Raw genomic sequence first — 23,157 nt, forward strand, 5'->3', positions numbered from 1 at the left:
CGATGAACCGGGGCCAGCGCGGCAAGCTGGCAATGGCAACGGCAGCACTTGCCATCGGCCTGCTGTCCGTGACCGGCTGCGGCTACATCAACCCGCAGCAGACCTCTGAGCAGTACTCTGCATCGGACGGAACCCGGGAAGACCTCGGTCCCCTCCAGATCCGTAACTTCATGATCGTTTCCACTGGCGAGGACAAGCCGGGCCGCGTGGTCGGCGCCGTGTACAACTCCTCTTCCAGCGACGTCAAGCTGACCATCAACGGTGCGGGCGGCTCTCGGACGGAGGTGTCCGTGAAGAAGAATTCCTACACGCTCCTCAACGAGTCCACGGATCCGGCGATCCTCAGCAGCACGGGCGCAAAGCCCGGCTCCCTGTCCGAGGTCACCATCTCCGAGGACGGCACCAACCAGACCGCCAAGGTCAAGGTGCCCGTCCTGGACGCCACCCTCCCCGAGTACAAGGAGTACCTGCCGGAAGGCAGCGAGCCCACGGGCTCGGAGTCAGCCACGCCGTCGCCGACGCCTTCGAGCAGCGCGGGCCACTAGCCGGCACAGCAAATGCCGGCACAGCAAAAAAGGAGGGCTCCCGCCGCGCGGGGGCCCTCCTTTTGCGTCTGAATTCTTTGGTCCCGGGCTTGCCGCACCGGGCGTGCGGCCCGGCATGTCCCGGTGTTGCCGGGGTGCGGCCTACGGCTCGAACTTGTAGCCCAGGCCCCGGACCGTCACAAGGTACCTCGGTGCTGACGGGTCCGGCTCGATCTTGCTGCGGAGCCTCTTGACGTGGACGTCCAGGGTTTTGGTGTCACCCACGTAGTCCGATCCCCACACCCGGTCGATGAGCTGGCCCCGGGTCAATACGCGGCCTGAATTGCGCAGCAGCATCTCCAGCAGTTCGAATTCCTTCAGCGGCAGCGACACTTGTTCGCCGTCGACGCTCACCACGTGGCGTTCGACGTCCATCCTGACGGGGCCGGCCTGGACCGTGTTGGTGATGAGCTCCTCCGGCTCGCCCTGCCGGCGGAGGACCGCCCTGACGCGGGCAACGAGTTCCCGGGACGAATAGGGCTTGGTGACGTAGTCGTCGGCACCGAGTTCCAGCCCCACCACCTTGTCGATCTCAGCGTCCTTGGCCGTCAGCATGATGACCGGCACAGAGGAGCGCTGGCGCAGCTGCCGGCAGACCTCGGTGCCGGACTGGCCGGGCAGCTGGAGGTCCAGGAGCACGAGGTCGGCGCCGTTCCGGTCGAATTCCGTGATTGCGTCCAGGCCGTTGTCCACGACTTCCACCTCGAATCCTTCCTTGCCCAGAAGGTAGGACAGAGGGTCGCTGAACGACTCCTCATCCTCGACTATGAGAATCCTGCTCAAGCGCTGGCTCCTTGCTCATGGACGCCGGTGGCGTCGTTACTGTGTGGTGGGTTGCTGAGGGCGGCCGTTGCCGGCGCCGCGGGGGCGTCGCCGTCGTCCTGCCCTTCCATCTCTGGAAGCCGGATGGTGAAGGTGGACCCCTGGCCGGGCTGCGACCACAGCGTCACTTCCCCGCCATGGTTGGAGATGACGTGCTTCACGATGCTCAGGCCCAGGCCTGTGCCGCCGGTTTGCCGGGACCGGGCGGCGTCCACGCGGTAAAAGCGTTCAAAAACCCGTTCCTGGTCCTCGGGGCTCATGCCCTCCCCCTGATCCGTGACCGAGATGGAGACCAGGCCCTCCTTGGAGCGCACGCCGATCCCCACGCGGGTGTTCTCCGGGGAGTAGCGGATGGCGTTGTCGATCAGGTTTCGAAGGGCGGTCACCAGCAGGTCCTGGTCGCCGTAGACCATGGCGTCCACGCGGCCGCCCACCACAATGGAGATGTTCTTGCTTTCGGCGGGCAGCTGCGAACGGTCAACGGCTTCGGTGACCACGGAGTTGATGTCCACCGGGTGCGCCTGCTGCGCAACGCTGGCGCCCTGCAGCCGGGACAGCTCGATGATGTCCTGCACCAGCGCCGCGAGCCGCTTTGATTCCTTCTGCATGCGCTGGGCGAAGCGGCGGACCGCCACTTCGTCGTCCGCCGACGATTCGAGCGCCTCAGCCAGCAGGGAAATGGCACCCACGGGCGTTTTGAGTTCGTGGGAGACGTTGGCCACGAAGTCGTTCCGGATTTCCTCGGTGCGGGTGATTTCGGTCCGGTCGTCCGCCAGCAGCAGGATGTATTCCTCGCCAAGCATGGCTGCCCGGACCTGGACGATGATGGTGCCCTGCCCCAGCGGCCCGCGGGGCAGTTCAAACTGACTCTCGAGGATCACGCCGTCCCGCCGCACCTTCGCGGTCATGTCCAGCAGCTGTCTGTGGACCACGGTGTGGCCCCGGACCAGGCCGAAAGCGTAGGCCGCGGGACTCGCCCGCACCACGCCGTCGATCGCGTCAACCACAACGAAAGCACGGCCGACGACGGCGAGCACCTCCGCGGCGCCCGGCGGCAGTGCCGGTTCGTCGAACTCAACATCCACCAGCTTGCGCTGCTGTTCGCTGACCCGGAACGCGAGCACGCCAAAGATGCCGAATGACAGGCCGACGAGGCCTGCGATGACACCGATGAGCATAGGATCCACGGCTCCAGCTTATGCTCTGGCCCGGGCCCCGGAAGCGAATCTGATGCGATTCACCGCGGGGTTCAGCTAACGTTCACCTATAGGTGCGTAACAGTTCACCGGGCACTGACAGAGTTATTGGTTGGACTGCAGAGCGGTGACACGAAATCCGGCCGCCACCCGGTGGGGCCGGATTTCCAAGGAAAGGACGCGTAGTGCGCAAGGTTTTTCAGGAGGAGCTCACACAGGTGGGCGAGCAGCTCGTCGAGATTTCGAAGCTCGTCAGCGAGGCAATCAACAAGGCCACGACGGCCTTCGAAGGGGCCGACGTCGACCTCGCCCAGGATGTCATCGCCGCTGATGCCAGGATCGACTTCCTGCAGAACAGCCTGGACGAGCGGGCCATCGACATTCTGGCGCTGCAGGGGCCCGTGGCCAGCGACCTTCGGATGATCGTGGGTTCGCTGCGGATGAGCGCCTCGCTGGAGCGCATGGGAGACCTCGCCCGGCACATCGCCCAGCTGGCGCGGCTCCGCTACCCGGCCAACGTAATTCCGCCGCAGCTCGCGGACACGTTCAAGAACTTTGCCGAGCAGGACCAGCTGATTGCGGACAAGCTCACCGAACTGCTGGAAACGCGCGATCTGGAAGTTGCCCGCGACATCCTCAAGGCGAACGCGACCGTCAACGACCTGCACCTGAGTGTCTTCAAGGCCATCGCGCGCAGCGACTGGAACGAGTCGCCGGCCACCACGGTGGACGTTGCCCTGGCCAGCCGCTACTTTGAACGGTTCGCGGACCACGGCGTCTCAGTAGCCCAGAAGGTCACGTACCTGGTCACCGGCGCGTGGCACCCGCACAGCACCGAAATCAGCTGACTTCCGGTCGCCGGAAGAACGACGGCGGGCTGGTCACCATTGGTGACCAGCCCGCCGTCGTTCGTTAAAGCGTTGCCCTACTTCTTGCCCTGGTTGGCCACAGCCTTGATGGACTCGGCAGCGGCCTCGGGGTCGAGGTACGTGCCGCCCGGGTTCAGCGGCTTGAAGTTCTCGTCGAGATCGTAGACCAGCGGGATGCCGGTGGGGATGTTCAGGCCGGCGATGGCTTCGTCGCTGATGCCGTCAAGGTGCTTGACGAGCGCGCGCAGGGAGTTGCCGTGGGCGGTCACCAGCACGGTCTTGCCCGCCTTGAGGTCTTCCTTGATGTCCGATTCCCAGTAGGGCATCAGGCGGACCAGGACGTCCTTGAGGCATTCGGTGCGCGGGAGGGCGTCGCCCAGGCCGGCGTAGCGGGGATCGTGCGCCTGGGAGAACTCGCTGCTGTCGTCCAGGGCCGGCGGCGGGGTGTCGTAAGAACGGCGCCACTCCATGAACTGCTCTTCACCGTATTCGGCCAGCGTCTGCGCCTTGTCCTTGCCCTGCAGCGCGCCGTAGTGGCGCTCGTTCAGGCGCCAGTCGCGCTTGACCGGGATCCAGCCGCGGTCTGCCTTGTCCAGGGCGATGTTGGCCGTGTTGATGGCCCGCTTCAGGAGGGAGGTGTACAGGACGTCCGGGAGAACATTGTTCTCAACCAGGAGCTCGCCGCCGCGTGCCGCTTCCTCGCGGCCCTGGTCGTTGAGATCGACATCCACCCAGCCGGTGAACAGGTTCTTGGCGTTCCATTCGCTGTGGCCGTGGCGCAGCAGAATCAGCTTGTAAGTCATGGTTTTCATCCTAGCCGAGCAGGTGGCTGTGCCGCCGAGCGTTACATCACACTGCCGCTCCCCCTCACTCAAGGGTCAGTGCCCGGCCACCGGGCCGCACCGTTAAGGACCGGGCCGCACCGTTAAGCTTGTCCGGTGGTGCAAAAAGCGGAACGGGTGGGCGCGGCAAGCGCGGGCAGAAGCGGCAGGCCGGTTGGCAACGTGACCCGCGGCACCACCAACCCCAACCGGATGCGGCGCCTGGACCGGTGGCTCACCGGGACACAGGCCTGGCGGCTGCGCCGGGCAGCCGACCCGCTCGTCATCGACCTCGGCTACGGCGCCTCACCGGCCACCGCCGTCGAGCTCTTCCACCGCTTGTCTGCTGTGCGCCCGGATGTCAGGGTGGCCGGGATAGAAATCGAACCCGAACGCGTCCGGGCGGCCAAGGCACTGGAAGAGACCGGGCTGAGCTTCCATGTGGGTGGCTTCGAGCTGCCGGTGTCCGGGCAGCCGGTGATTGTCCGCGCCTTCAACGTCCTGCGGCAGTACGAGGAAGCGGACGTGGAGGCGATCTGGACCCTGGTCCGGGGCCGGCTCGGCCCCAACGGGCTGTTCATCGACGGTACCTGCGACGAAATCGGACGGCGCGTCACGTGGGTGGCCCTCGACGCCGGAGGCCCGCTGAGCCTGAGCATCTCCATGCGCTTCGGCGGCTTTGCGCTGCCCTCGGAGATCGCCGAACGGCTGCCGAAGGCCCTGATCCACCGGAACGTGCCCGGCGAAAGGATCCACGGTTTCCTTCAGGCCCTGGACAAGGCCTGGTTGGAGGCAGCGCCACTTGCCGCGTTCGGGAACAAACAACGGTGGACGGCCATGTGCCGGTCCATGCTCGACGGCGGCTGGCCGGTCCAGGACGGAACGTCCCGCTGGCGGCTGGGCGAGTTGACGGTGGGCTGGGATGCGGTGGCCCCGGCCACCTGATAAATGCTGCCGCTTCAGTCGGCGACGGCAGGCAAGAGGTGTTTTCCGGTTACCAGGGGCCGTAGGGGCCCATGTTGCGGCTGCCGCCGCGGCCGGCGTCTTTCACGGCGGGCCGGACATCGGCCAGGTAGACGGAGGCTGCGGTCACGGCCGCAAGCCCGAACAGCCCGAACGTGCCGAAACCGCCGCCGCCACCGCCATAGGCCAGGGCGCCCATGGCCTGGGCGGCGCCATACAGTGACAGGCCGCCAACGAACACGGCCCCGCCGGTCAGTGCCAGCCAGAACGTCTTGGTCCGCTTGGAAACAGCTTCGAAGGCGTTCGCCTTGTGGCGAAGGCAATCAAACAGTGCCCACGCTTCAAGACCAAACGCCACGAGCGCCATGAGGAAATAGACCCCGGTCTCGACGTAGTTAATCAACACTTTTCCGTCCACGTCCCCAGCCTAGCCGCCCAGAGCGTCCAGTGCCTGCTCCAAATCGGCCCAAAGGTCTTCGACATTTTCAATCCCCACGCTGAGGCGGACCAGGTTGTCCGGCACGCTGACCGGCTCAGCCGCGTGGCGCCGTCGTCGTTCAATCAGGGACTCAACCCCGCCCAAAGACGTGGCGGGAAGCCACAGCTGCAGCGCACGGACCAGCTTGTCCGCCGCATCGGCACCGTTGAGTCCGCCGGCCGGGGCGATCTGGATGCACAGCACCGAACCGAAGCTCTTCATCTGTGACTTGGCGCGTTCGTGGCCGGGATCGGTTTCCAGTCCCGGGAACCGGATGCTCTCGATCCGGGGGTGGTCGCTCAGCCGGGCGGCAAGGACGGCCGCCGACGCCTGGGAGCGTTCGATGCGCAGGGCCAGGGTCCGCAGTCCGCGGAGTGCAAGCCACGCCTCGAACGGCCCGGCAATGCCGCCGTAGATGATGCGGTGGTGGAGCAGCGTCGCGCGGATCGCGGCGTCCGAGGTGACCAGGGCGCCGAGGACGACGTCGGAATGCCCGGCCAGGTATTTGGTCACCGAGTGCAGGACAACGTCGGACCCGAGGCTCAGCGGCTGCTGGACCAGGGGCGTGGAAAAGGTGTTGTCAGTGACAACGATCGCTCCGGCGTCGTGGGCGGCAGCGGTGAGGGCGCGGATGTCCGCGATCCCGAGCATCGGGTTGGTGGGGCTTTCCAGCCAGAGCATGCTGGCGGGTTTGCCGTCCGCCGGAGCCAGCAGCTCCTTCACGGCGTCAGTGTCCGCGATGTCCACGGTGCGGAGTTCGAACAGCCCCTTCTCCGCGAGTTCGGTGGCCATCACCAGGGACCCTGCATAGCTGTGCGAGGGCATGACCAGCACTCCCCCGGCCGGGATGAGGGACAGCGCTGAACTGACGGCGGCCAGGCCTGAGGCGTACAGCAGGCCGGGAAGGGATGCGCCCTCAAGCTGGCCCAGCGCTTCTTCAAACGGGTCCCAGGTGGGATTGGAGTAGCGGCCGTAGCCACGGTCGCCGTCTGCGAGCGGCCCGGTCCCGAAGTAGGTGGAGGACAGGACGATGGGCTGGTTAACTGGCGCATCGCGTTTGCGGGGCGGCCGGCCGGCGGCCACAACCACCGTTTCAGCCGACAGCGCGGCGGCCTGCTGTTCGGAAAGACTCATGCTCAAAGACTACGTGGGAGGCCCGCAGGGCAGGAAAGCCGTTACGGTCCGGCACCTGCGGTGTCAGTGATTGTCGGTAGGCTGGTTAAGTGAGTACCCAGAACCCCGGACTGTTCATCGCCTTCGAAGGCGGCGACGGCGCAGGCAAGTCCACGCAGGCCGCGGCGCTGGCCGGGGCCCTTGATTCGCGCGGCTTCACCGTGCTGCGCACCCGGGAACCGGGCGGCACCCCCATCGGCGAAAAACTGCGGTCCCTGGTGCTGGACCACGGGCACGGCCATATCGATGCCCGCACCGAAGCCCTCATCTTTGCCGCGTCCCGCGCGGCCCACGCGGACCAGGTCATCCTGCCTGCGCTGGAACGCGGCGACATCGTGCTGACGGACCGTTACATCGATTCCTCGGTGGCCTACCAGGGCGCCGGACGGGGCCTTGGAACCGCTGCCGTGCGGGACCTGAACGAATGGGCCACCTCGGGCCTGCAGCCGGACCTGACGGTGCTGCTCGACGTCGACCCCGCCGTCGGCCGCCTCCGCCGGACCGCGGGTGACGCTGCCGAAGACCGGATGGAATCCGAAGCCGACGAATTCCACGCGAAGATCCGTGGCGCGTTTTTGGACCTCGCCGCGGACCGCCCGGACCATTACCTGGTGCTTGCCGCCCACCTGCCCGTCGCCGAGCTGGCAGGGCTCATCCTGGACCGGGTGGACACCCTGATCCGGTCCAGGCAGGGTTCCAGTAGCGTGTCCCGCCAGGGTTCCAGGGAAGGCGTGGCCCCGTGACTGTCTGGGACGATCTGCAGGGCCAGCCCGCCGTCGTCGCCCAGCTCCGCCAGGCCGCCCAGGGCGAAGGCCTGACGCATGCGTGGCTGTTTACCGGCCCGCCCGGATCCGGCCGGTCCAACGCCGCGAAAGCCTTTGCCGCCGCCCTCAACTGCGACCAGGAGGACGTTTCCAGGCGCGGCTGCGGCGAATGTGCGGCCTGCCTGACCATCCTGGGCGAAACACATTCTGACGTTGCGTTCGTTCGCACCGAAAAGGTCACCATCACCATTGATGAAGCACGTGACCTGGTCTCGACCGCCGGAAACCGCCCCTCCTCCGGACGGTGGCGGATCATTGTGGTGGAAGACGCCGACCGCATGGCGGAACGCACCACGAACGTGCTGCTCAAGGCCATTGAAGAGCCCACTCCCCGCACCGTATGGATGCTGTGCGCGCCCTCACCGGCGGACGTCCTGGTTACCATCCGGTCCCGCTGCCGCCCGGTGGCGCTGCGGCTTCCGCCGGCTGCCGACGTCGCGGCGCTGCTGGTGAGGCGCGACGGCGTGGATCCGGCACTCGCCGAACGCGCGGCCCGCGCGGCACAGAGCCACGTCGGCATTGCCCGCAGGCTCGCCCGGGACGCCGACGCCCGCGAACGGCGCATGGAGACAGTCCGCTTCCCGCTGGGGCTGCGGGGCATCACGGCAGCGGTCCTGATGGCTGAAAAGCTGGTGAAGATCGCCACGGAGGAAGCCAACAGCTCCAACGAAGTGCGTGACGCCGAGGAAAAGGCAGCCCTGCTGGCCACCCTTGGCGCGCCCGAAAGCGGCACCTTGCCGCCCGCCATGAGAAGCCAGCTCAAGCATCTTGAGGACGACCAGAAGCGGCGCGCCAAACGCTCCATCACCGATTCCCTGGACCGGACGCTCACGGACCTGCTCTCGTTCTACCGGGACGTCCTCATCATCCAGATGGGGAACGCCGTAGAGTTGGTAAACGTTGAACTCAGGAGCGAGCTGGCCGAGTTTGCGGGGCGGTCCAGTGCGGAGGCAACGCTCGCCCGGATGGATGCGATCAACAAGGCCCGCCAGCGAATCACCACCACCAACGTTGCACCCCTGCTGGCGATCGAATCCATGGCCGCGAGCCTGATCTAGTGCAGCCCCGCCCAGCCCCGTCCCGCCGCCGTATGTTCGCCCGAGCCCACGCCAAGTCCTTCAAGGAGTCCTGCATGAAGCCTGCCCGACGTCTGCCCCTGCGGTTACGGTCCGGATCGACCGCCGCCAAGGCAGCTGCTGGCTCCCTGGCCGTATTGCTGGCACTGACCGGCTGCACCCTGTTCGGCCAGCCCGACGGCGGATCGGGCGGCGGCAGCACCGCCAAGGCTGACCCTTCGATCGCTGAAGCGGCTCCCGAAGAGCTCCGGAACTTCTACTCGCAGGAGGTCTCCTGGACGTCCTGCGAGGACAAGCTCGAATGCGCCAAAATCAAGGTGCCCCTGGACTACAGCAAGCCCGACGGCGACAGCATCGAGATCGCGGCCCTCAAAATGAAGGCAACGGGCAAAAAGACCGGCAGCCTGCTGGTCAACCCCGGCGGCCCGGGCGGTTCCGGCTACGACTTCGTCAAGGATGCCGGCGCCACCAACATTTCCAGTGAAGTGCGCGCCAGCTATGACCTGGTGGGCTTCGACCCCCGCGGAGTGAAGCGGTCCTCCCCCGTCACCTGTCTCACGGACCAGGAACGCGACGAATCCCGGGCAAAGAACTATGACCTCAGCTCGGACGCCGGACTGGCGGCCGCTGTCGCGGACAACAAGGCAACGGCAGCCAAGTGCGCCGAAAAGACCGGCCCTGTGCTGGGACACGTGGACACCGTCAGCGCCGCCAAGGACATGGACATCCTGCGCGCCGTGGTCAACGACGCCAAACTGAACTACCTCGGCTACTCCTACGGCACGTTCCTGGGTTCCACTTATGCTTCGCTGTTTCCGGACAACGTGGGCCGCATGGTGCTCGACGGCGCCCTGGACCCGTCCCTGAGCAATGAGGAGCTCACCAGCGGCCAGGCCCGCGCCTTTGAGAAGGCCATCCGCGCCTACGTGGAGAAGTGCCTCGGTGACAACGGCTGCCCCCTGAGCGGAACCGTGGACAGCGGCGTCCAGCAGATCCGCGACGTCGTCCAGTCCGTGGACGCCAACCCGCGGCGTGCCCAGGACGGCCGGATGGTGACCGGTTCGGCCTTTGTCAGCGGCCTGATCCTGCCGTTGTACAACGACGACAACTGGCCGTTGCTGACCCAGGCCCTGGACGCCGCCCTGAAGGGCGACGCCTCCCCGATGCTGCGGCTGGCAGACTTCGGCGCCGACCGCGATCCGAGCGGCAAGTACACGTCCAACAGCGCCTTCGCCTTCAATGCCATCAACTGCCTGGACTACCCCATGGTGAGTGACCCGGCTGCCATGCGGGCCGAAGAGCAGAAGCTGCGGCAGGACTCCCCCACCCTGGGCTACTTCTTCGCCTACGGCGGCACGAACTGCCAGGACTGGCCCTACAAGAGCACCCGCACACCGGCACCCGTGGAGTACCCGGGCTCGGCCCCGATCGTGGTGGTGGGCACCACCGGCGACCCCGCGACCCCCGTGGAATGGGCAGGGGCCCTGCGCAAGCAGCTGGGCAACGCCTCCCTGGTGACGTGGAAGGGCGAAGGCCACACCGCCTACGGCCGCTCGAACAGCTGCGTCACCGACGCCGTGGACGGCTACCTCCTGACCGGAGAGCCGCCCGCGGACAACACGGAGTGCTAGGGCGGCCGGAGGCCTGATTAGTTGGACCGGGGCTCCAGCAGCACCGGCAGGTCCCGGATGGACTGTACGACGGCGGTGGCCCCGGCCGCGCGCAGCGCCGGCTCCCCGTGCGCTCCGGTGAGGACACCGGCCACTGTGCTGGCGCCTGCCCGCAGGCCCGACTGGATGTCCGCACAGCTGTCCCCCACGACGGCGACCTTGCGCACGTCATCCAGGTCCAGGGCCAGGACGGCTGTCAGGATCATGTCCGGATAGGGCCTGCCCCGCCCGGCGTCCGCCGGGCAGAGGCTCAGGTCGGCCAGCCCCATCCAGCCCAGGCTCTCCAGCACCATGTTTTGCGTGTGGCGGCCGAAGCCGGTGGCAAGGCAGACCATGATGCCCGCTTCGCGGAGCCAGGCGATGGCGTCTTCCGCGCCGGGAACCGCCTGGATGACGCCGTCCGCTATCAGCTCGTCGCAGCTGCGTTCGAAAAAGGTGTTGGCAGCGGCGGCCCGGTGCCGGTCCTCGAACAGCTGGCTGAACACAGCGAGTTTCGACATGCCTGCCGTGTCCTTGGCGTAGCGAAGCATGCGCTCGAACTGCGCCGATCCTTCCCCCACACCCTGGTCCGCCAGGGTGCGGGTCATGGCGCGTTCCAGCAGGCCGCCGTCGAAAACTGTTGTTCCCACCATCGCAAGCACGGCCAGCCGCACCTCGTGGGCGGCGCCGGGAAAGCTGCCGCGGAGAGCGGCTTCCGGTGCTGATGCGTCTGCTGTGTCCGGAGTCATGGCCAAGCCCCTTCGCTGACATGCGGCCGCCGACGCGGCCGCGTTTGGTCGTTCCACAGTGCAGGTGCTCCGGGACCCCGCGCTGAACCCGCACCGACCGCAGGGTGAACATCCAAATAACGTCCGCAACGGCCATTCTGCGGACGTCCGGTCCGCTCATTTTGACCCGGGCAGGGGACTCTATTACAGTTGTCTCTTGCATGATCCGCCCGGTTCTTCCGGGATTTGTTGTGCGGTGCTTCCTTAGCTCAGTCGGTAGAGCGTTTCACTCGTAATGAAAAGGTCATCAGTTCGATTCTGATAGGAAGCTCGGGATAGACCCCCTAGAAACCAAGGTTTTTGGGGGGTCTTTTCGCTGGTTAAGCCCAAAAGACCCCCACTGGGGCAAGGCGCAGAATGGGCCTGCGCCGGTCAGCGCCGAGGACTTGAACCCTTCACGATCGCGGGGTGCACGTGTTCACCCCGGCTCAAGCCACTACGACCCATTCGTCGGTGTAGTCGGAGAACGGAGGTCGGTCGGGGCAGTCGATGGACGTCGCAATCACCGAACCCAGGTCCACCTCGAAACGGACGCAGGCGCTGACCGTCCGTTGCTCGCCCCAGAAGCCTCCGCTGGTCGTCAGGTGCTCACGGTAATAGTGATCGGTATGGAAATTCCCCTCGGTGTCCCAGCCGAAGGCGTAAGGGTCGCGGTTGTCGCTCAGGTCTCCGAGTCTGGAGACCACCAGGTCCCGGTTGCTCGTATCGGTGGCTGCCGTGAACCGGATGAACCAGTCTTTGCCTTTGGCCGCCTCTTGTCGGATGGCGTTGCGTCCCATTTCCTCGATGGAGGCCCTGGCGCAGGAAGTCATGACGAGCACGAGAGACAGGGCGGTGGCAACCAGAGCGCCGATGCCGACGGGTGTCCCCCTGACCCGACTGGTCTTCGGTCTCTCCCGTGCGAAGTTCTGATGAGTCAAAAGAGTCCCCCAATGTTTGTTCCCGGCGCGCTAAGTTGTCATGCGAACCGACGTACGTGCTTCCACCCGGGGTCAGGATCGTGGCGGGTGGCCCCGCCGGCCACACGAGCCGCGGTCTCGATGGCGTCGCGTCCGTTTTGGTCCTCGGAGTCCGAGTAGTAGTGCAGCAGCCTTGCACCGGCTGCTGTCTCATGGGCGACCAAGATCCCCCGCGCTCCAAGTGCCGCGGAGATGTCATCCTCGATTCCGCGGAGAGAATCGAGAGAGTCCACCGTCGGCAGCCCGTCGTCCCGCTTGTCGTCATACGGGATGCGTATTTCGGTATGCAGGTCGAAGAGAGGGTAGTCGATCCATCGCAGGGGCCGGCGGGCGCTTACGATGACCCTTTCGCCGCCGTGTGTCATTCCCTCCATCAGAACCCATTTGTCCGCCTGCGCTTGTGCGGCCATTGCGTCGATGGCCGCGGTGAGATCTGATGCGGTGGCGTTGGCCGTCTCTCCGTTGTCGGTTATTTCTATGGCGCGCACCCATCGTTCGACCCCATCCTCGCCGAGAATCCAGTCGAGGAGCAGGAAGGATACCCGGAGGGGCCCGTCCTCAGTCATTTCCACAAAGAGCGGGTGATGAACGTCTATGTCAAGGCATTCACTTTCGGAGTCCAGCTTTAGACCGAAGCGGACATCGCCAAGGCGAAGCCGGTGGCCATCGATCTCGATGACGTTGCCGAGCACACCCTCGGCTGGCTGGCGGGCGGCAGCGTACTCCCAGGATTCATCCGCGGCCGGAGCCGACCGAAGCCATTGTTCCGCGATTCGCCGCAGAGCGGCATCGCCTTCGGAGCTGACGGCAAGGAGATTGCGGGACGTGCGCCCGGGTCCGGTGTCCCATGCCAGGTCCGGGTCGATGGCAGCGAGTTGTTGGCTCATCTCGTTGGGTAGATCACCCCATTGACCGGTTGCCGCTGCGGCACTGAATCGGGCCGCACCTTTCGATGTCCACCATTGCCAGAATTTTGAAATTGGATGTACGGAGGCCGGAGCGGCCTTGCGCCTCAAGAATCCCATATCAACCCTTCCTCGGCGCACCACGTCGCCCCCGCCTGAATCTACCCCCGGACACGCAAGACCACGTCGAGAATTACCTGTTCTGAGCGGGGCACTTCTGGATGCGGTTCATCACTGCAGCACAGAGCCCGGCCGGGTAGATCCGACCGGGCTCTCTGCCGCCTAGTTCACTGACGTCAGTGTCAGGTGTCAGTCGACTTTTCCGGACAGTGCCACCAGGACACCTGCCAGGGCGAAGAACTTGTTGCCTCCCAGTTCGCGGACCGTGTTGATGCCAAGGCCGGCCAGCAGTTCGTCGTGCTTCTCGGTGAGGCCGGCCAGGGCCGATGGTGGCGCGGCCAGGACCTCGTCCAGCGTCGAATTCTCGTACGCCTTGTCGAGTGCTTTGCCCAGTTCAATGGAAACAGCCATAGTCTTGCCCTTTCGTCAATGCGGAAACAAGCCAACCGCCTCGGCCTCACTGAGTAAGGCCTCGGCGGCGGACGAGGGAATATGGGTTCCCGCGTCTGGGGGCAACACTATCCATGGTCTGTAGGAGTGTCGCGCATATGCATGCTGGGCCGCGGGATAATTCACCGGCAGACTGCAACTCAGGGAGCCATGCTCCTGATCCGCTCAGGAGGACGCCCTGCCCGTCACCAGCAGGTCACCCACTTGGCAGTCCAGCGCGTCACAGATCGCCGTCAGCGTGGAAAACCGGATGGCCCGCGCCCGGTCGTTCTTGAGCACTGATAGGTTCACCAGGCTCACACCGACCTGCTTGCTTAGCTCCGTCAGGGTCATCCCCCGCGCCTCGAGGAGTTCATCGAGGCGGCAGTGAATATCCGAGCCCTCGTCATCGGCCGGCATTAAACCAGCCCTTCGGTGTCCTGCTGGAGGCGGCGGCCATACTGGAAGACCCCGGCGATCAGCACCATGACCAGGCCAATCGTCAACGGGGTGGCGTTGATCTCCGCCGCGAAACCGTGTGACAGCCCCGGAGTGCGCCCGTTCGCTGCGATCATCTCCGCCACCCGGCCCAGCGCCCACCCGTCGAGGACCTGGCCGAACGTGCCGGCCAGCGCCAGAAGGGCGCCGCCGGCACCCACCATCCAGACCGATTCTGCGGTGAACAGGACAGCACTGCGAAGCCGGTAGGCCAGCAGGAACACCAGTGCCAGAACGGCCAGGACGCCCACCTGGTTCAGCACCGCGCCCCAGGCCAGGAGCTCCGCGGGACCGGCCGGAAGTTCGGGAATGGTGGCCTCCAGCGACGTGTAATGCCCAGTAGATTCCAGCTCCAGGCCGGGGACCAACTGGTCTTCGCCGGCAAGCGGAAGCTCCAGTGTCACGGGTCCGGTGAAATACCCTACGATTCCCGCTACGGACAGAGCGGTTGTGAGTATTGCGGCAGCGGCCGAGGAGATCATCACGATGGTCGCCTCTTTCCGGGAGACAATCGTCGTCCATCCGCGCTGCGGCCTGCCCTGGTCTTGCGTTGCTTCCATCATTCCCCCATGAGTTATCGACAGTCGTTAATAACGACAATCGATAAGCTACGGCAGTCTGCCGGTCTGGTCAACGGCGGCGGATGCTCTTTGGCGAACCGCAACAAGCCGATGAGTAGGATGAGCGACTGTAGGGACAGACGGAATTTCTGCGGCACGTTACAGAGAGGAACCCCACTATGGCTCAGTTCACCGGCAAGGTCGCCCTGGTCACCGGAGGCGGCTCAGGCATCGGCGAAGCGATCAGCAAGGAACTCGCGGCGAAAGGCGCCAAAGTTGTCGTGACTGATATCAACCTGGACGCAGCGCAGCGGGTTGCCCGGGAAATTGTGGATGCCGGCGGCACCGCCTCAGCGGTGCGGCAGGACACGGCAAAAAAGGAGGACGCCGAGATGGTTGTCCGCCATGCCGTGGACACGTACGGAGCTTTGAACTTCGCGGTCAACAACGCCGGCATCGGCGGCAAGCAGGCCCCCGCAGGCGAGACGGACCTGGACGAATGGGACAAGGTCATCGGCATCAACCTCAACGGCGTGCTCTACGGGATGCGCTACCAGATCCCGCAGATGCTCGAGGCCGGGGGCGGGAACTGCGCCATCGTGAACATGGCCTCCATCCACGGCACCGTCGCGGCACTGGGCAACGGCGCTTACACCGCAGCCAAGCACGGCGTCGTCGGAATCACGAAGAACGCCGCCGCCGAGTACGGTCCCCAGGGTCTGCGCATCAACTCTGTTGGCCCCGGCTACATCAAGACACCGCTTGTCGAAAGTAGCCTCAGCCCCGAAGTCCGGAAGGCCCTTGAGGGAAAGCATTCCTTGGGCCGGCTCGGCACGGCGGAGGAAGTTGCCCACCTTGTCAGCTTCCTCCTCTCCGAGGAAGCGTCGTTCATGACGGGCGGCTACTACCTGGTGGACGGCGGCTACACGGCCGTATGACAGCTGGCTGGTGACCGGGGTTCCTGACGATGCCGTGGGAGGCGCCGGTCACCGCCGCTTGAACGTAACCCCTCCGATGAGCCCTGCGAGCGCGGCCGGCAGGGCGAACAAACCAAAGATCTGCGGCATCAACGACGGCGGCGTGGTGATCATGGTCGCCAGGCCCACCAGTGCCACCGGCGCCGCAACACAGAGCGTCACCCATAGCGGGTACTGCCTGATCTGGGACCAGACCGCCGCTGCAATGGAGGCAGCCGACCCGGCGAGCATGAACAGCCGGCCCACACGCAGCCGCTCCACAAACTCCGGCACCGGCTCGTAGGCGAACAACAATGTCCGCTCCAAGGAAATGCCTGTCAGGATGATGGAAACGCCGACCAGCCCTGCCCAAGGCAGCGCCCGCCCCCTCCACCACCGGCGGACAACGTAGCGCTCGTCTCCCGGTGAGTTCGTCACCCTGCGATCTTATCCGCTGGCAGCTGCAGGGCACCCGCAGAGCGGAAGCCGGCGCTATTGAAATCCGGCAGGCCGTCCGAAACTCTTGAGCTGTGGAACAAGGCTCGTCTGGCCGGACAGCTCCCCGGCGCGGGGCCCCTCCGGCCACACCGTGGGGCATGGTGCTCAGGTTCGGGCTGGTCAGCCTGGCCGTAGATGCCGTGTCCGACGGCGCGCGCCCGCTCGCCGGACCGCTCCTTGCCCAGTTGGGTGCCTCCGCCTTGGTGATCGGGCTGGTCACCGGCGGCGCCGAGGCTGCAGCCCAGGGGCTCCGGCTCGTCTTCGGGCCCTGGGCGGACCGAACCGGGAAGTACTGGACGTTCACGCTGGCCGGCTATGCCCTCACGGCGCTGTGCATCCCGCTGCTCGCCGTGGCGCCCGCACTGGGTGCCGCGGGGCTCATGCTGGCCTCCGCCCTCATCATTGGCGATCGCGTGGGCAAGGCTGTCCGCAGCCCGGCGAAGACCGTCCTGCTGGCCGCCGTTGCCGAGCCAATCGGGCGTGGACGCGGTTTTGCCGTGCACAAGTCCCTGGACCTTGCCGGCGCATTTGCCGGGCCTCTGATCGCCTCCGCTGTCATCGCGGCCACCGGCGCACTGTGGCCGGCGTTCGCGGTCCTGGCGATTCCTGCCGCGTTTGCCATGGCCCTCCTGTTCCGGATGCGGCGCCGCATCCCCGATCCACACGGACCACGTGTGCCGGGGATGCTGGACGCGCAGACAGATTCGGACGCTGGGGCCTCTGCCGCACGTCAAAAGGAGCGCCTTTCCGCGGTATTCGTCCTCTTCGCCGTTTCCGCCTTCTTCTGGAGCGCCGGTCTGGTGGCCTTCGGAGTCATCGCGTTCCACCTGACGTCCACTGTTGGCGTTCCCGTGGCCGCCGTCCCGCTGGTTTACGCCGGCGGCATGGCAGCCGCCGCCCTGGGAGCCCTCGCCAGCGGCTACGCCTACGACCGCGCCGGCGGCGCTGTGCTTCTGGTCCTGCCGGCCCTCGTGGCCGTGATCCCGGTACTGGCTTTCTCCTCGGGGGCGGGACCGGTCCTGGCCGGAGTGTTCGTGTGGGGAGCCGCCACGGGCATCCAGGACTCCACGGTGAAGGCACTGGTGGCCGATCTGGTAGTACCGGAGAAGCAGGGAACGGCATACGGAATCTTCGCCGGTTTCGAGGGAGGCGGCGCACTCGCCGGCGGCGCCCTGTACGGCGCGCTCTACGGTTCCCGCCCGGCCCTCATTGCTGCCGTGGCCGCCCTGCAGGCGGTTGCGACGGTCCTGCTGCTGGCAACCGTGATCAGGTCACGCCGGACCGGCCCCGCCCCGGAGTCCGCCCATGGTCCGGAACCTGAATGACAGTTTCCGGAGTTCACCGAAAGCCAGGACTGCGGATGCCAGGAGGACGCAGGCTCCCCAGTGGTACGCATCCATGGATGCCGTGCCGAAAGCACGCTGCAGCAATGGCACCTCAACCACGGCTACCTGCAGGACCACAGCCAGCGCGACGGCACCCCACAGCCATTTGTTGACGAACAGGCGGTGGAACGCGCTGGAAGTCTCGGACCGGGAGTTGAACGCGTTGAACAACTGGGCGAACACGAGGGTGGTGAACCCTGCGGTCCGTGCCACCTCCAGGGAATCGTCGCCTTCCACCAGCCCGCCCGGGAGGAAGATGTCGATGGCGAACAGGGATGCAAGCCCCATGACGAGGCCCACCGACAGAATCCCGGACCACATCCGCCGGCCGATGATCCGCTGGGTGCTCCTGCGGGGCTGGCGCGCCATGACGTCGTCGATCTCGGGGTCCACCCCCATGGCGAGCGCCGGGCCGGAATCCGTCACCAGGTTGATCCAGAGGATCTGGGTGGCGAGCAAGGGCAGGGCAACAGCCTCGCCCGGGGCACCGGCCAGGCCCAGCGCCCCGGCAAAAACGACGCCGAGGAAGACCGTGAAGACCTCTCCCATGTTGGAGGACAGGAGGTAGCGCAGGAATTTTTCGATGTTTTCGAAGATGATGCGGCCCTGGCGGACGGCCGAGACAATCGTGGCGAAGTTGTCGTCGGCCAAAATCATCTTGGACGCCTCCTTTGTGACCTCTGTCCCCGCGATGCCCATGGCAATGCCGATGTCCGCCGACTTCAGCGCCGGTGCGTCGTTGACTCCGTCCCCCGTCATGGCCACCACGTTGCCCTGTGCCTGGAGCGCATCAATGATCTGCAGCTTGTTCTGCGGTGCCACCCGCGCGTAAACGGAGGTGGCGGCCGTGACGGCGTGCAGCCCTGCCTCATCCAGCGCATCGAGCTCCGCCCCGGTGACCGCACGCTCCCCCGCTACCGCTATCCCCAGGTCGCCGGCAATCCGGGCCGCGCTGAGCGGATGGTCGCCGGTGATCATCAGCACCCGTATTCCGGCATTCTGCGCCGCGGCCACCGCAGCGGCGGCCTCCTCCCGGGGCGGGTCGATGATCCCCACCACTCCGAGGTACACCAGCGTGCTTTCATCAGCTTCGTCCAGCACCTCAAGTTCGTGCCGGTCCTCTTCGCCGTAGCGGCGGTAGGCGACGCCGAGCGTCCGGAAGGCCTGCGCGGACAAAGCTTCCACGGCTGCCAGCGCCTGGTCACGGCGCACCCCGTCCATCGGAACAATGCTTTCACCCACCTGCAGACCGGTGCAGCGTCCGAGCAGCACGTCCGGTGCACCCTTGGTGACCAGGGACAGGGTGCCCAGTTCCTTGTGGTGCGCCACCGCTGACATCAGCTTCCGCTCCGAGGTGAACGGCACTTCACCGTGACGTTCATATTCGCCGACGCGCTCCGTGACGCCTTCCAGCTTGCGGGCCGCGACGAGGAAGGCCGCCTCGGTGGGATCCCCCTGAATCTCCCACTCGCCGTCGTGCTCTGCCAGCTGGGCGTTGTTCGCGAAGGTGCCGCCGGCAAGGACGAGGCCCACCTCCAGCAGCACGGCCGGATCGATATCGTCCCTGCCCTCCTGGCGGGCGCGGCCCTCCGGCCGGTAGCCGACGCCCGTTAGTTCCACCTCGCCCGAGGCCGTGACAATCCGGCCCACAGTCATCTCGTTCCGCGTCAGCGTTCCGGTCTTGTCCGAGGCGATCACCGTGGCGGAGCCGAGTGTCTCCACCGAGTGCAACTGCTTCACGACGGCGTTGCGCCGGGCCATGCGCTGCACGCCCAACGCCAGCACAACAGACAGGATGGCGGGCAGCCCCTCCGGGACTGCCGCCACGGCGAGCGACACACCGAGCAGCAGGACGGTCACAAGGTCGCTCAGTGAGGTGACGCCGTTAACGGCCACTACGGTGACCATAACCACGACGGCGATGACGATCACCGTGGTGCCCAGAAGCCGGCTCACGCCCGCAATTTCCTTCTGCAGCGGCGTCGGCTCGGCAACAGTCCGCTCTAGCATCCCGGCGATGTTGCCGACTTCGGTGTCCATGGCCGTTCCGGTCACCACCGCCCGTCCCACGCCCTGGGCCACGGCAGTGCCCTTGAACACCATATTGAGCCGGTCGCCCAGAGGAACAACACCGGACAAGGTTCCCGGGTTCTTGAAGACCGGCTCGCTCTCTCCGGTCAACGAGGCTTCGCTGACACGAAGCGACGTGGCGGTGACCAGGCGGGCATCCGCGCCTACGGCATCGCCCTCACCCAGGACAAGGATGTCGCCGCGAACAAGCCCCGCTGAGGGCACCGTCTTCAGCTGACCGTCGCGCAGGACAGTGGAGTTGGCCGCCGTCATGACCTGCAGTGCCGCCACGGCCGTCTCGGCTTTGTTCTCCTGGACAAAGCCCAGCACCGCGTTGAACAGGACCACGGCACTGATCACGACGGCATCGACCGGAACTCCGCCGGCACCCTCCGCTGCCCAGGCTACAACTGAAATGGCGATCGCAGCCAGCAACAGGTAAATCAGCGGATCCTGGAACTGGGAAACGACCCGCCGCCACCAGGGTGCCGGCGGCGCGGACTCGAGTTCGTTGGGCCCATCTCGCTCAAGCCGGCGGGAGGCTTCCGCCGAGGAAAGGCCGGTCGCGGGGTCAACACCGCAGGCGGCCACGGCTTCGGCCGCCTCACGGAGGTGCCAGGGGACGGCATCGGGGGATGCCGCCTGTCGAGGGGCATCCGTCATGGCGCTGTCACCCACATGCCCCCACCCTTGCCCACCGGGCGGGACGGCGCAAGGGGCCTACGGCCCCCGTCCGGCGTCGGCTCAGCGGCCCGCCCACACCGACGCGGCCCCGGAGTGGCCCGTGATGATGCTCTGGTAGATCAGGGCTGCGCCAGCCAGGGCCCCCACCGTCATCGCGGCGATCCGAACCGCGCGATTGTCCTGCAGCCGTCCGATGGATCCCAACCGCCGCGCAAAGGGTTCGTGGGTGACAGCCAGCATCACGGCCATGACCACAAAGAACGCCACGGCAAGGTACTTCAACAGGTCGCCCTGTTCAACGTGCTCGTGGAGGAGATGCGACGCCGGAAGTGTTTTCTCCAACTGTTCGCCTGCCTGTGCGGTGATAAGCGTCAACGGGACCAGACCGAGGGAAAGCACGCCCAGCGGCCACACCAGGTAATCCCGCGCAGCACGCCACACGCCGTAGACGATTGCAGCGATCCCCGCCAGCGGAGACAGTACGACGACGCCGTGGATCAGCAGGGTGTGGGCAGGCAGCCCCGCAATTTCGATCATTCGATTTCCTCCACTACAACATCAGGTCACGGATGGATTGACACGCCGACGCAGCTGCGCGTTAACCGGACCCCTATGATGCTCGCATGGGAGAGCAAAAATTAGCCGATATTGCCTCCGCGCTTTATCGGTTGCCGCTCGAAGGATTCGTGGCCGCCAGGACCGCGGCGGCCAAAACTGCTGCCGCGGACAGTGGGCGGGATCTCGCCGATTCCGTCCGGTCGCTGCCCAAGCCCTCGGCCGCGGCCTGGGCGGTGAACATGATGGCGGTCCACCGGCCGGACGCGCTCAGTGAGCTGGAGACGCTTGGCGCCGCCATGCGCAGCGCCCAGGAAGAGCTCGACGCCGGCGCCCTCCGCGTGCTCTCGCAGGAGCGCCGGCAGCTGCTCACCCGCGTGATGGGAACAGCACGTGAGGTGGCGGAGCAGCAGGGACGAAAAATAAGTGCCGCCGTGGCAGCCGAAGTTGAAGCCACGTTGCGGGCCGCCACCGTGGACGAAGGTGCGGCGTCAGCCGTGCGGAGCGGCCGCCTGCTCCGGGTACTGTCGGCCGACGGCGTGGACCGCGTGGACCTGCGGGATGCCGTGGCGGTCCCCGGCGCGCCCGCGCAGCCGGCAGTGCCGACGTCGGGCAGTGGACTGAGTGCGGGAGCGCAGGGGGCGCAGGGGGCGCCCGGGACACCGAAACACGGCGTCCCGAAGTCCGCGCCGCCGGACAGCCCGCCTGTTGTAGGGACGGCCGAAAGACCGCGCTTGAAGGCCGTCGGGACGAAACGGCCGGCTCCCGCGCCGTCGGCGGTCGAGCGCGCCGCGGCCCGCCTGTCCGAGGCGGAAGAAGCCGCCCGGTCGGCGGCGGAGGAAGCCCGGCAACGCACCGCGGACTTCGACGAAGCTGAAACGGCACTGACCCGGCTGGGCGACGAAGCCCGGAGCCTCCGCGCGCGCCTCAAGACGGTGGAAGAGGAGTTCGAGCTTGCACGGCGGCGGCGGGAGTCCGCGGCCGCCCAGATGCAACTGGCCGCCCGCGCCGCGGAAAAGGGACAGCGGGCCGAAATGCTCGCGAGGGAGAGAGTGCTCCGGCTTCGCAACACGCCGGACTGAGTCGCCTTTACTGTCGGAGGCCGGCTGCACACTGGATTCATGGATACGAACCTCAGCACCAGCCAGGCGGCCACGCGGGGAAACCTCGGCGGCGACGCACCGGAGCCCCGGGAATTCCACGTCACCTATTTTGATACCGACTGCGGCCTGATCCGCACGGAAACGTTCGATTCCCTGCCCGCGGCGGAGCGATTCGCCAACCGGAGCATTTTCGATGAGCAGGGTTGGGCCGTTATCGACGCCGTGCCCGCAGAGCAGGGACGGCTGGCGGCCTGAGAAAACGCCAGAGGCCCCGCACTCTGTGAGTGCGGGGCCTCTGCAGCCGCTTAGGCGAAGTCGGAGACAGCAGGGTCCGGGCCGATGCGGCCGGAGCCTTCCGCCGTCCGGTCCAGCCCGTTGATGGCTGCGATGTCGGCCTCATCCAGCGTCACGTCCAGGGCCGCGTAGTTTTCGCGGATGCGGGACTCTGTGACGGACTTCGGAATCACCACGTTGCCGAGGGCCAGGTGCCAGGCAATGACCACCTGCGCCGGGGTGGCACTGTGCTTGGCCGCGATCTCCGCGACGGCCGGGTGCTCCAGGAGTTCGCCGCCCTGGCCCAGCGGCGACCATGCCTGCGTGAGGATGCCTTTGGAGGCGTTGAATTCGCGCAGTTCAGCCTGGTTGAAGAACGGGTGCAGTTCCACCTGGTTGATGGCCGGAACAACACCGGTCTCATCGATGATCCGCTGGAGTCCCTCGGTGGTGAAGTTGGAGACGCCGATGGACTTGACCCGGCCGCGCTTCTGCAGCTCGATCAGGGCCTTCCAGGTGTCCACGTACTTGTCCTGCTGCGGCTGCTGCCAGTGAATCAGGTACAGGTCCAGGGTTTCGAGGCCCAGGCGCTCCATGGACGCATCAAAGGCCGCCAGGGTGGACTCGTACCCCTGGTCCGCGTTCCACAGCTTGGTGGTGATGAAGATGTCCTCAGGCTTCAATCCGGAGCGCTCGATGGCGCGGCCTACGCCTGCTTCGTTTCCGTAGATCTTGGCGGTGTCGATGTGGCGGAACCCGGCCTCGAAGGCCTGGACCACTACCTTTTCCGCTACGTCGTCCTCAACCTGCCACACTCCGTAGCCGAGCTGGGGAATGGTGTTGCCGTCGTTGAAAGTCAGTTCAGGAGAAAAAGTCATTACTTCATACTGCCAACGCCGGCAGCGCCCGGCCAGCAAAA

At 66.3% G+C, this 23,157-nt stretch carries 25 protein-coding genes and 1 tRNA gene; 11 read left to right on the forward strand and 15 right to left on the reverse strand.

Annotated features, from left to right (window positions below):
* Positions 1–2: 2 nt before the first annotated feature.
* A complete protein-coding gene (locus BS38_RS0111975) occupies positions 3–545 on the forward strand; it encodes a hypothetical protein (protein ID WP_028271024.1) in 543 nt (180 codons plus the stop codon).
* Between the two features lie 141 nt (positions 546–686).
* Here the strand turns inward: BS38_RS0111975 and BS38_RS0111980 are convergent, their stop codons facing one another.
* Together BS38_RS0111980 and BS38_RS0111985 are read right to left on the reverse strand one after the other, a co-directional pair.
* Positions 687–1,367: a response regulator transcription factor gene (locus BS38_RS0111980; protein ID WP_011690590.1), complete on the reverse strand. Its 681-nt coding sequence runs from the start codon at positions 1,365–1,367 to the stop codon at positions 687–689.
* Positions 1,364–2,584, reverse strand: coding sequence for a sensor histidine kinase (locus BS38_RS0111985; RefSeq protein WP_028271025.1), 1,221 nt, complete (start codon positions 2,582–2,584; stop codon positions 1,364–1,366). The genes BS38_RS0111980 and BS38_RS0111985 overlap by 4 nt, the downstream gene beginning before the upstream one ends.
* A 203-nt stretch (positions 2,585–2,787) precedes the next feature.
* Here BS38_RS0111985 and phoU point away from each other — a divergent pair, with 203 nt between their 5' ends.
* Positions 2,788–3,450: a phosphate signaling complex protein PhoU gene (phoU, locus tag BS38_RS0111990; protein WP_028271026.1), complete on the forward strand. Its 663-nt coding sequence runs from the start codon at positions 2,788–2,790 to the stop codon at positions 3,448–3,450.
* A 77-nt stretch (positions 3,451–3,527) separates the two neighbouring features.
* Here the strand turns inward: phoU and BS38_RS0111995 are convergent, their stop codons facing one another.
* A complete protein-coding gene (locus BS38_RS0111995) occupies positions 3,528–4,274 on the reverse strand; it encodes a phosphoglyceromutase (protein ID WP_028271027.1) in 747 nt (248 codons plus the stop codon).
* Between the two features lie 135 nt (positions 4,275–4,409).
* Between BS38_RS0111995 and BS38_RS0112000 the strand changes: the two genes are divergently transcribed.
* The gene (locus BS38_RS0112000; RefSeq protein ID WP_028271028.1) at positions 4,410–5,237 is read left to right on the forward strand and encodes a hypothetical protein; all 828 of its coding nucleotides are present in this window, start codon (positions 4,410–4,412) and stop codon (positions 5,235–5,237) included.
* A 49-nt stretch (positions 5,238–5,286) separates the two neighbouring features.
* On the opposite strand, the gene BS38_RS0112005 is transcribed toward BS38_RS0112000, so the two are convergent.
* Positions 5,287–5,673, reverse strand: coding sequence for a DUF2516 family protein (locus BS38_RS0112005; RefSeq protein WP_028271029.1), 387 nt, complete (start codon positions 5,671–5,673; stop codon positions 5,287–5,289).
* 9 nt (positions 5,674–5,682) lie between these two features.
* Entirely contained in the window at positions 5,683–6,867 is a 1,185-nt protein-coding gene (locus tag BS38_RS0112010; protein ID WP_028271030.1) for a trans-sulfuration enzyme family protein, read from the reverse strand.
* 89 nt (positions 6,868–6,956) lie between these two features.
* Between BS38_RS0112010 and tmk the strand changes: the two genes are divergently transcribed.
* The 3 genes from tmk (at position 6,957) to BS38_RS0112025 (ending at position 10,437) form a co-directional block, all read left to right on the forward strand.
* Positions 6,957–7,649, forward strand: coding sequence for a dTMP kinase (gene tmk, locus BS38_RS0112015; RefSeq protein WP_028271031.1), 693 nt, complete (start codon positions 6,957–6,959; stop codon positions 7,647–7,649).
* The gene (locus tag BS38_RS0112020) at positions 7,646–8,788 is read left to right on the forward strand and encodes a DNA polymerase III subunit delta' (RefSeq protein ID WP_028271032.1); all 1,143 of its coding nucleotides are present in this window, start codon (positions 7,646–7,648) and stop codon (positions 8,786–8,788) included. The genes tmk and BS38_RS0112020 overlap by 4 nt, the downstream gene beginning before the upstream one ends.
* A 74-nt stretch (positions 8,789–8,862) precedes the next feature.
* Positions 8,863–10,437, forward strand: coding sequence for an alpha/beta hydrolase (locus BS38_RS0112025; RefSeq protein WP_028271033.1), 1,575 nt, complete (start codon positions 8,863–8,865; stop codon positions 10,435–10,437).
* 17 nt (positions 10,438–10,454) lie between these two features.
* Here the strand turns inward: BS38_RS0112025 and BS38_RS0112030 are convergent, their stop codons facing one another.
* Complete coding sequence (locus BS38_RS0112030; protein ID WP_028271034.1) at positions 10,455–11,204, reverse strand: HAD family hydrolase; 750 nt, start codon at positions 11,202–11,204, stop codon at positions 10,455–10,457.
* A 237-nt stretch (positions 11,205–11,441) separates the two neighbouring features.
* Between BS38_RS0112030 and BS38_RS0112035 the strand changes: the two genes are divergently transcribed.
* Positions 11,442–11,514: transfer RNA gene (locus BS38_RS0112035), tRNA-Thr, on the forward strand.
* Between the two features lie 157 nt (positions 11,515–11,671).
* Here the strand turns inward: BS38_RS0112035 and BS38_RS0112040 are convergent.
* From BS38_RS0112040 to BS38_RS0112065, 5 genes are all read right to left on the reverse strand, one after another.
* Positions 11,672–12,055 (reverse strand): hypothetical protein, encoded by a 384-nt coding sequence (locus BS38_RS0112040; RefSeq protein WP_156037117.1) that lies wholly within the window; start codon positions 12,053–12,055, stop codon positions 11,672–11,674.
* Positions 12,056–12,201: 146 nt separating this feature from the next.
* Complete coding sequence (locus BS38_RS26440; protein ID WP_051628872.1) at positions 12,202–13,089, reverse strand: DUF695 domain-containing protein; 888 nt, start codon at positions 13,087–13,089, stop codon at positions 12,202–12,204.
* A gap of 327 nt (positions 13,090–13,416) precedes the next feature.
* Positions 13,417–13,638, reverse strand: coding sequence for a hypothetical protein (locus tag BS38_RS0112055; protein WP_028271036.1), 222 nt, complete (start codon positions 13,636–13,638; stop codon positions 13,417–13,419).
* A gap of 204 nt (positions 13,639–13,842) precedes the next feature.
* Positions 13,843–14,076, reverse strand: coding sequence for a helix-turn-helix domain-containing protein (locus BS38_RS0112060; RefSeq protein ID WP_028271037.1), 234 nt, complete (start codon positions 14,074–14,076; stop codon positions 13,843–13,845).
* The gene (locus tag BS38_RS0112065; protein ID WP_028271038.1) at positions 14,076–14,714 is read right to left on the reverse strand and encodes a hypothetical protein; all 639 of its coding nucleotides are present in this window, start codon (positions 14,712–14,714) and stop codon (positions 14,076–14,078) included. The genes BS38_RS0112060 and BS38_RS0112065 overlap by 1 nt, the downstream gene beginning before the upstream one ends.
* A 179-nt stretch (positions 14,715–14,893) precedes the next feature.
* Between BS38_RS0112065 and BS38_RS0112070 the strand changes: the two genes are divergently transcribed.
* Positions 14,894–15,652, forward strand: coding sequence for an SDR family NAD(P)-dependent oxidoreductase (locus BS38_RS0112070; protein ID WP_028271039.1), 759 nt, complete (start codon positions 14,894–14,896; stop codon positions 15,650–15,652).
* Between the two features lie 48 nt (positions 15,653–15,700).
* Here the strand turns inward: BS38_RS0112070 and BS38_RS0112075 are convergent, their stop codons facing one another.
* Positions 15,701–16,108, reverse strand: a complete 408-nt coding sequence (locus tag BS38_RS0112075) for a hypothetical protein (RefSeq protein WP_051628873.1) — start codon at positions 16,106–16,108, stop codon at positions 15,701–15,703.
* Between the two features lie 158 nt (positions 16,109–16,266).
* On the opposite strand from BS38_RS0112075, the gene BS38_RS25015 reads away from it, so the two are divergent.
* Positions 16,267–17,493: an MFS transporter gene (locus BS38_RS25015; protein WP_081818883.1), complete on the forward strand. Its 1,227-nt coding sequence runs from the start codon at positions 16,267–16,269 to the stop codon at positions 17,491–17,493.
* Here the strand turns inward: BS38_RS25015 and BS38_RS0112085 are convergent.
* Both BS38_RS0112085 and BS38_RS0112090 read right to left on the reverse strand, forming a co-directional pair.
* A complete protein-coding gene (locus BS38_RS0112085) occupies positions 17,440–20,286 on the reverse strand; it encodes a cation-translocating P-type ATPase (protein WP_028271041.1) in 2,847 nt (948 codons plus the stop codon). The two genes, BS38_RS25015 and BS38_RS0112085, sit on opposite strands and share 54 nt — an antisense overlap.
* A gap of 81 nt (positions 20,287–20,367) precedes the next feature.
* On the reverse strand, positions 20,368–20,844 hold the full coding sequence (locus BS38_RS0112090; RefSeq protein WP_028271042.1) for a hypothetical protein: 477 nt from the start codon (positions 20,842–20,844) through the stop codon (positions 20,368–20,370).
* An 86-nt stretch (positions 20,845–20,930) separates the two neighbouring features.
* Between BS38_RS0112090 and BS38_RS0112095 the strand changes: the two genes are divergently transcribed.
* Positions 20,931–21,944, forward strand: a complete 1,014-nt coding sequence (locus BS38_RS0112095; RefSeq protein WP_028271043.1) for a hypothetical protein — start codon at positions 20,931–20,933, stop codon at positions 21,942–21,944.
* Between the two features lie 39 nt (positions 21,945–21,983).
* Positions 21,984–22,220, forward strand: coding sequence for a hypothetical protein (locus BS38_RS0112100; protein ID WP_043438487.1), 237 nt, complete (start codon positions 21,984–21,986; stop codon positions 22,218–22,220).
* A gap of 50 nt (positions 22,221–22,270) precedes the next feature.
* Here the strand turns inward: BS38_RS0112100 and BS38_RS0112105 are convergent, their stop codons facing one another.
* Positions 22,271–23,116 carry an aldo/keto reductase gene (locus tag BS38_RS0112105; RefSeq protein ID WP_028271045.1) on the reverse strand — a complete coding sequence of 282 codons (846 nt, stop codon included), beginning with the start codon at positions 23,114–23,116 and terminating at the stop codon, positions 22,271–22,273.
* Between the last annotated feature and the right edge of the window lie 41 nt (positions 23,117–23,157).

Source organism: Arthrobacter sp. UNC362MFTsu5.1, from assembly GCF_000685965.1.
In the GTDB taxonomy this organism is placed as follows: domain Bacteria; phylum Actinomycetota; class Actinomycetes; order Actinomycetales; family Micrococcaceae; genus Arthrobacter.

Bases quoted from the DNA above. Each gene is read 5' to 3' on its own strand.
- BS38_RS0111975 (WP_028271024.1), top strand. From the start codon at position 3: ATGAACCGGGGCCAGCGCGGCAAGCTGGCAATGGCAACGGCAGCACTT.
- BS38_RS0111985 (WP_028271025.1), bottom strand. From the start codon at position 2,584: ATGCTCATCGGTGTCATCGCAGGCCTCGTCGGCCTGTCATTCGGCATC.
- BS38_RS0111995 (WP_028271027.1), bottom strand. From the start codon at position 4,274: ATGACTTACAAGCTGATTCTGCTGCGCCACGGCCACAGCGAATGGAAC.
- BS38_RS0112010 (WP_028271030.1), bottom strand. From the start codon at position 6,867: ATGAGTCTTTCCGAACAGCAGGCCGCCGCGCTGTCGGCTGAAACGGTG.
- BS38_RS0112025 (WP_028271033.1), top strand. From the start codon at position 8,863: ATGAAGCCTGCCCGACGTCTGCCCCTGCGGTTACGGTCCGGATCGACC.
- BS38_RS0112030 (WP_028271034.1), bottom strand. From the start codon at position 11,204: ATGACTCCGGACACAGCAGACGCATCAGCACCGGAAGCCGCTCTCCGC.
- BS38_RS0112040 (WP_156037117.1), bottom strand. From the start codon at position 12,055: ATGACTTCCTGCGCCAGGGCCTCCATCGAGGAAATGGGACGCAACGCC.
- BS38_RS26440 (WP_051628872.1), bottom strand. From the start codon at position 13,089: ATGAGCCAACAACTCGCTGCCATCGACCCGGACCTGGCATGGGACACC.
- BS38_RS0112055 (WP_028271036.1), bottom strand. From the start codon at position 13,638: ATGGCTGTTTCCATTGAACTGGGCAAAGCACTCGACAAGGCGTACGAG.
- BS38_RS0112060 (WP_028271037.1), bottom strand. From the start codon at position 14,076: ATGCCGGCCGATGACGAGGGCTCGGATATTCACTGCCGCCTCGATGAA.
- BS38_RS0112065 (WP_028271038.1), bottom strand. From the start codon at position 14,714: ATGGAAGCAACGCAAGACCAGGGCAGGCCGCAGCGCGGATGGACGACG.
- BS38_RS0112070 (WP_028271039.1), top strand. From the start codon at position 14,894: ATGGCTCAGTTCACCGGCAAGGTCGCCCTGGTCACCGGAGGCGGCTCA.
- BS38_RS25015 (WP_081818883.1), top strand. From the start codon at position 16,267: ATGGTGCTCAGGTTCGGGCTGGTCAGCCTGGCCGTAGATGCCGTGTCC.
- BS38_RS0112085 (WP_028271041.1), bottom strand. From the start codon at position 20,286: ATGACGGATGCCCCTCGACAGGCGGCATCCCCCGATGCCGTCCCCTGG.
- BS38_RS0112090 (WP_028271042.1), bottom strand. From the start codon at position 20,844: ATGATCGAAATTGCGGGGCTGCCTGCCCACACCCTGCTGATCCACGGC.
- BS38_RS0112095 (WP_028271043.1), top strand. From the start codon at position 20,931: ATGGGAGAGCAAAAATTAGCCGATATTGCCTCCGCGCTTTATCGGTTG.
- BS38_RS0112100 (WP_043438487.1), top strand. From the start codon at position 21,984: ATGGATACGAACCTCAGCACCAGCCAGGCGGCCACGCGGGGAAACCTC.
- BS38_RS0112105 (WP_028271045.1), bottom strand. From the start codon at position 23,116: ATGACTTTTTCTCCTGAACTGACTTTCAACGACGGCAACACCATTCCC.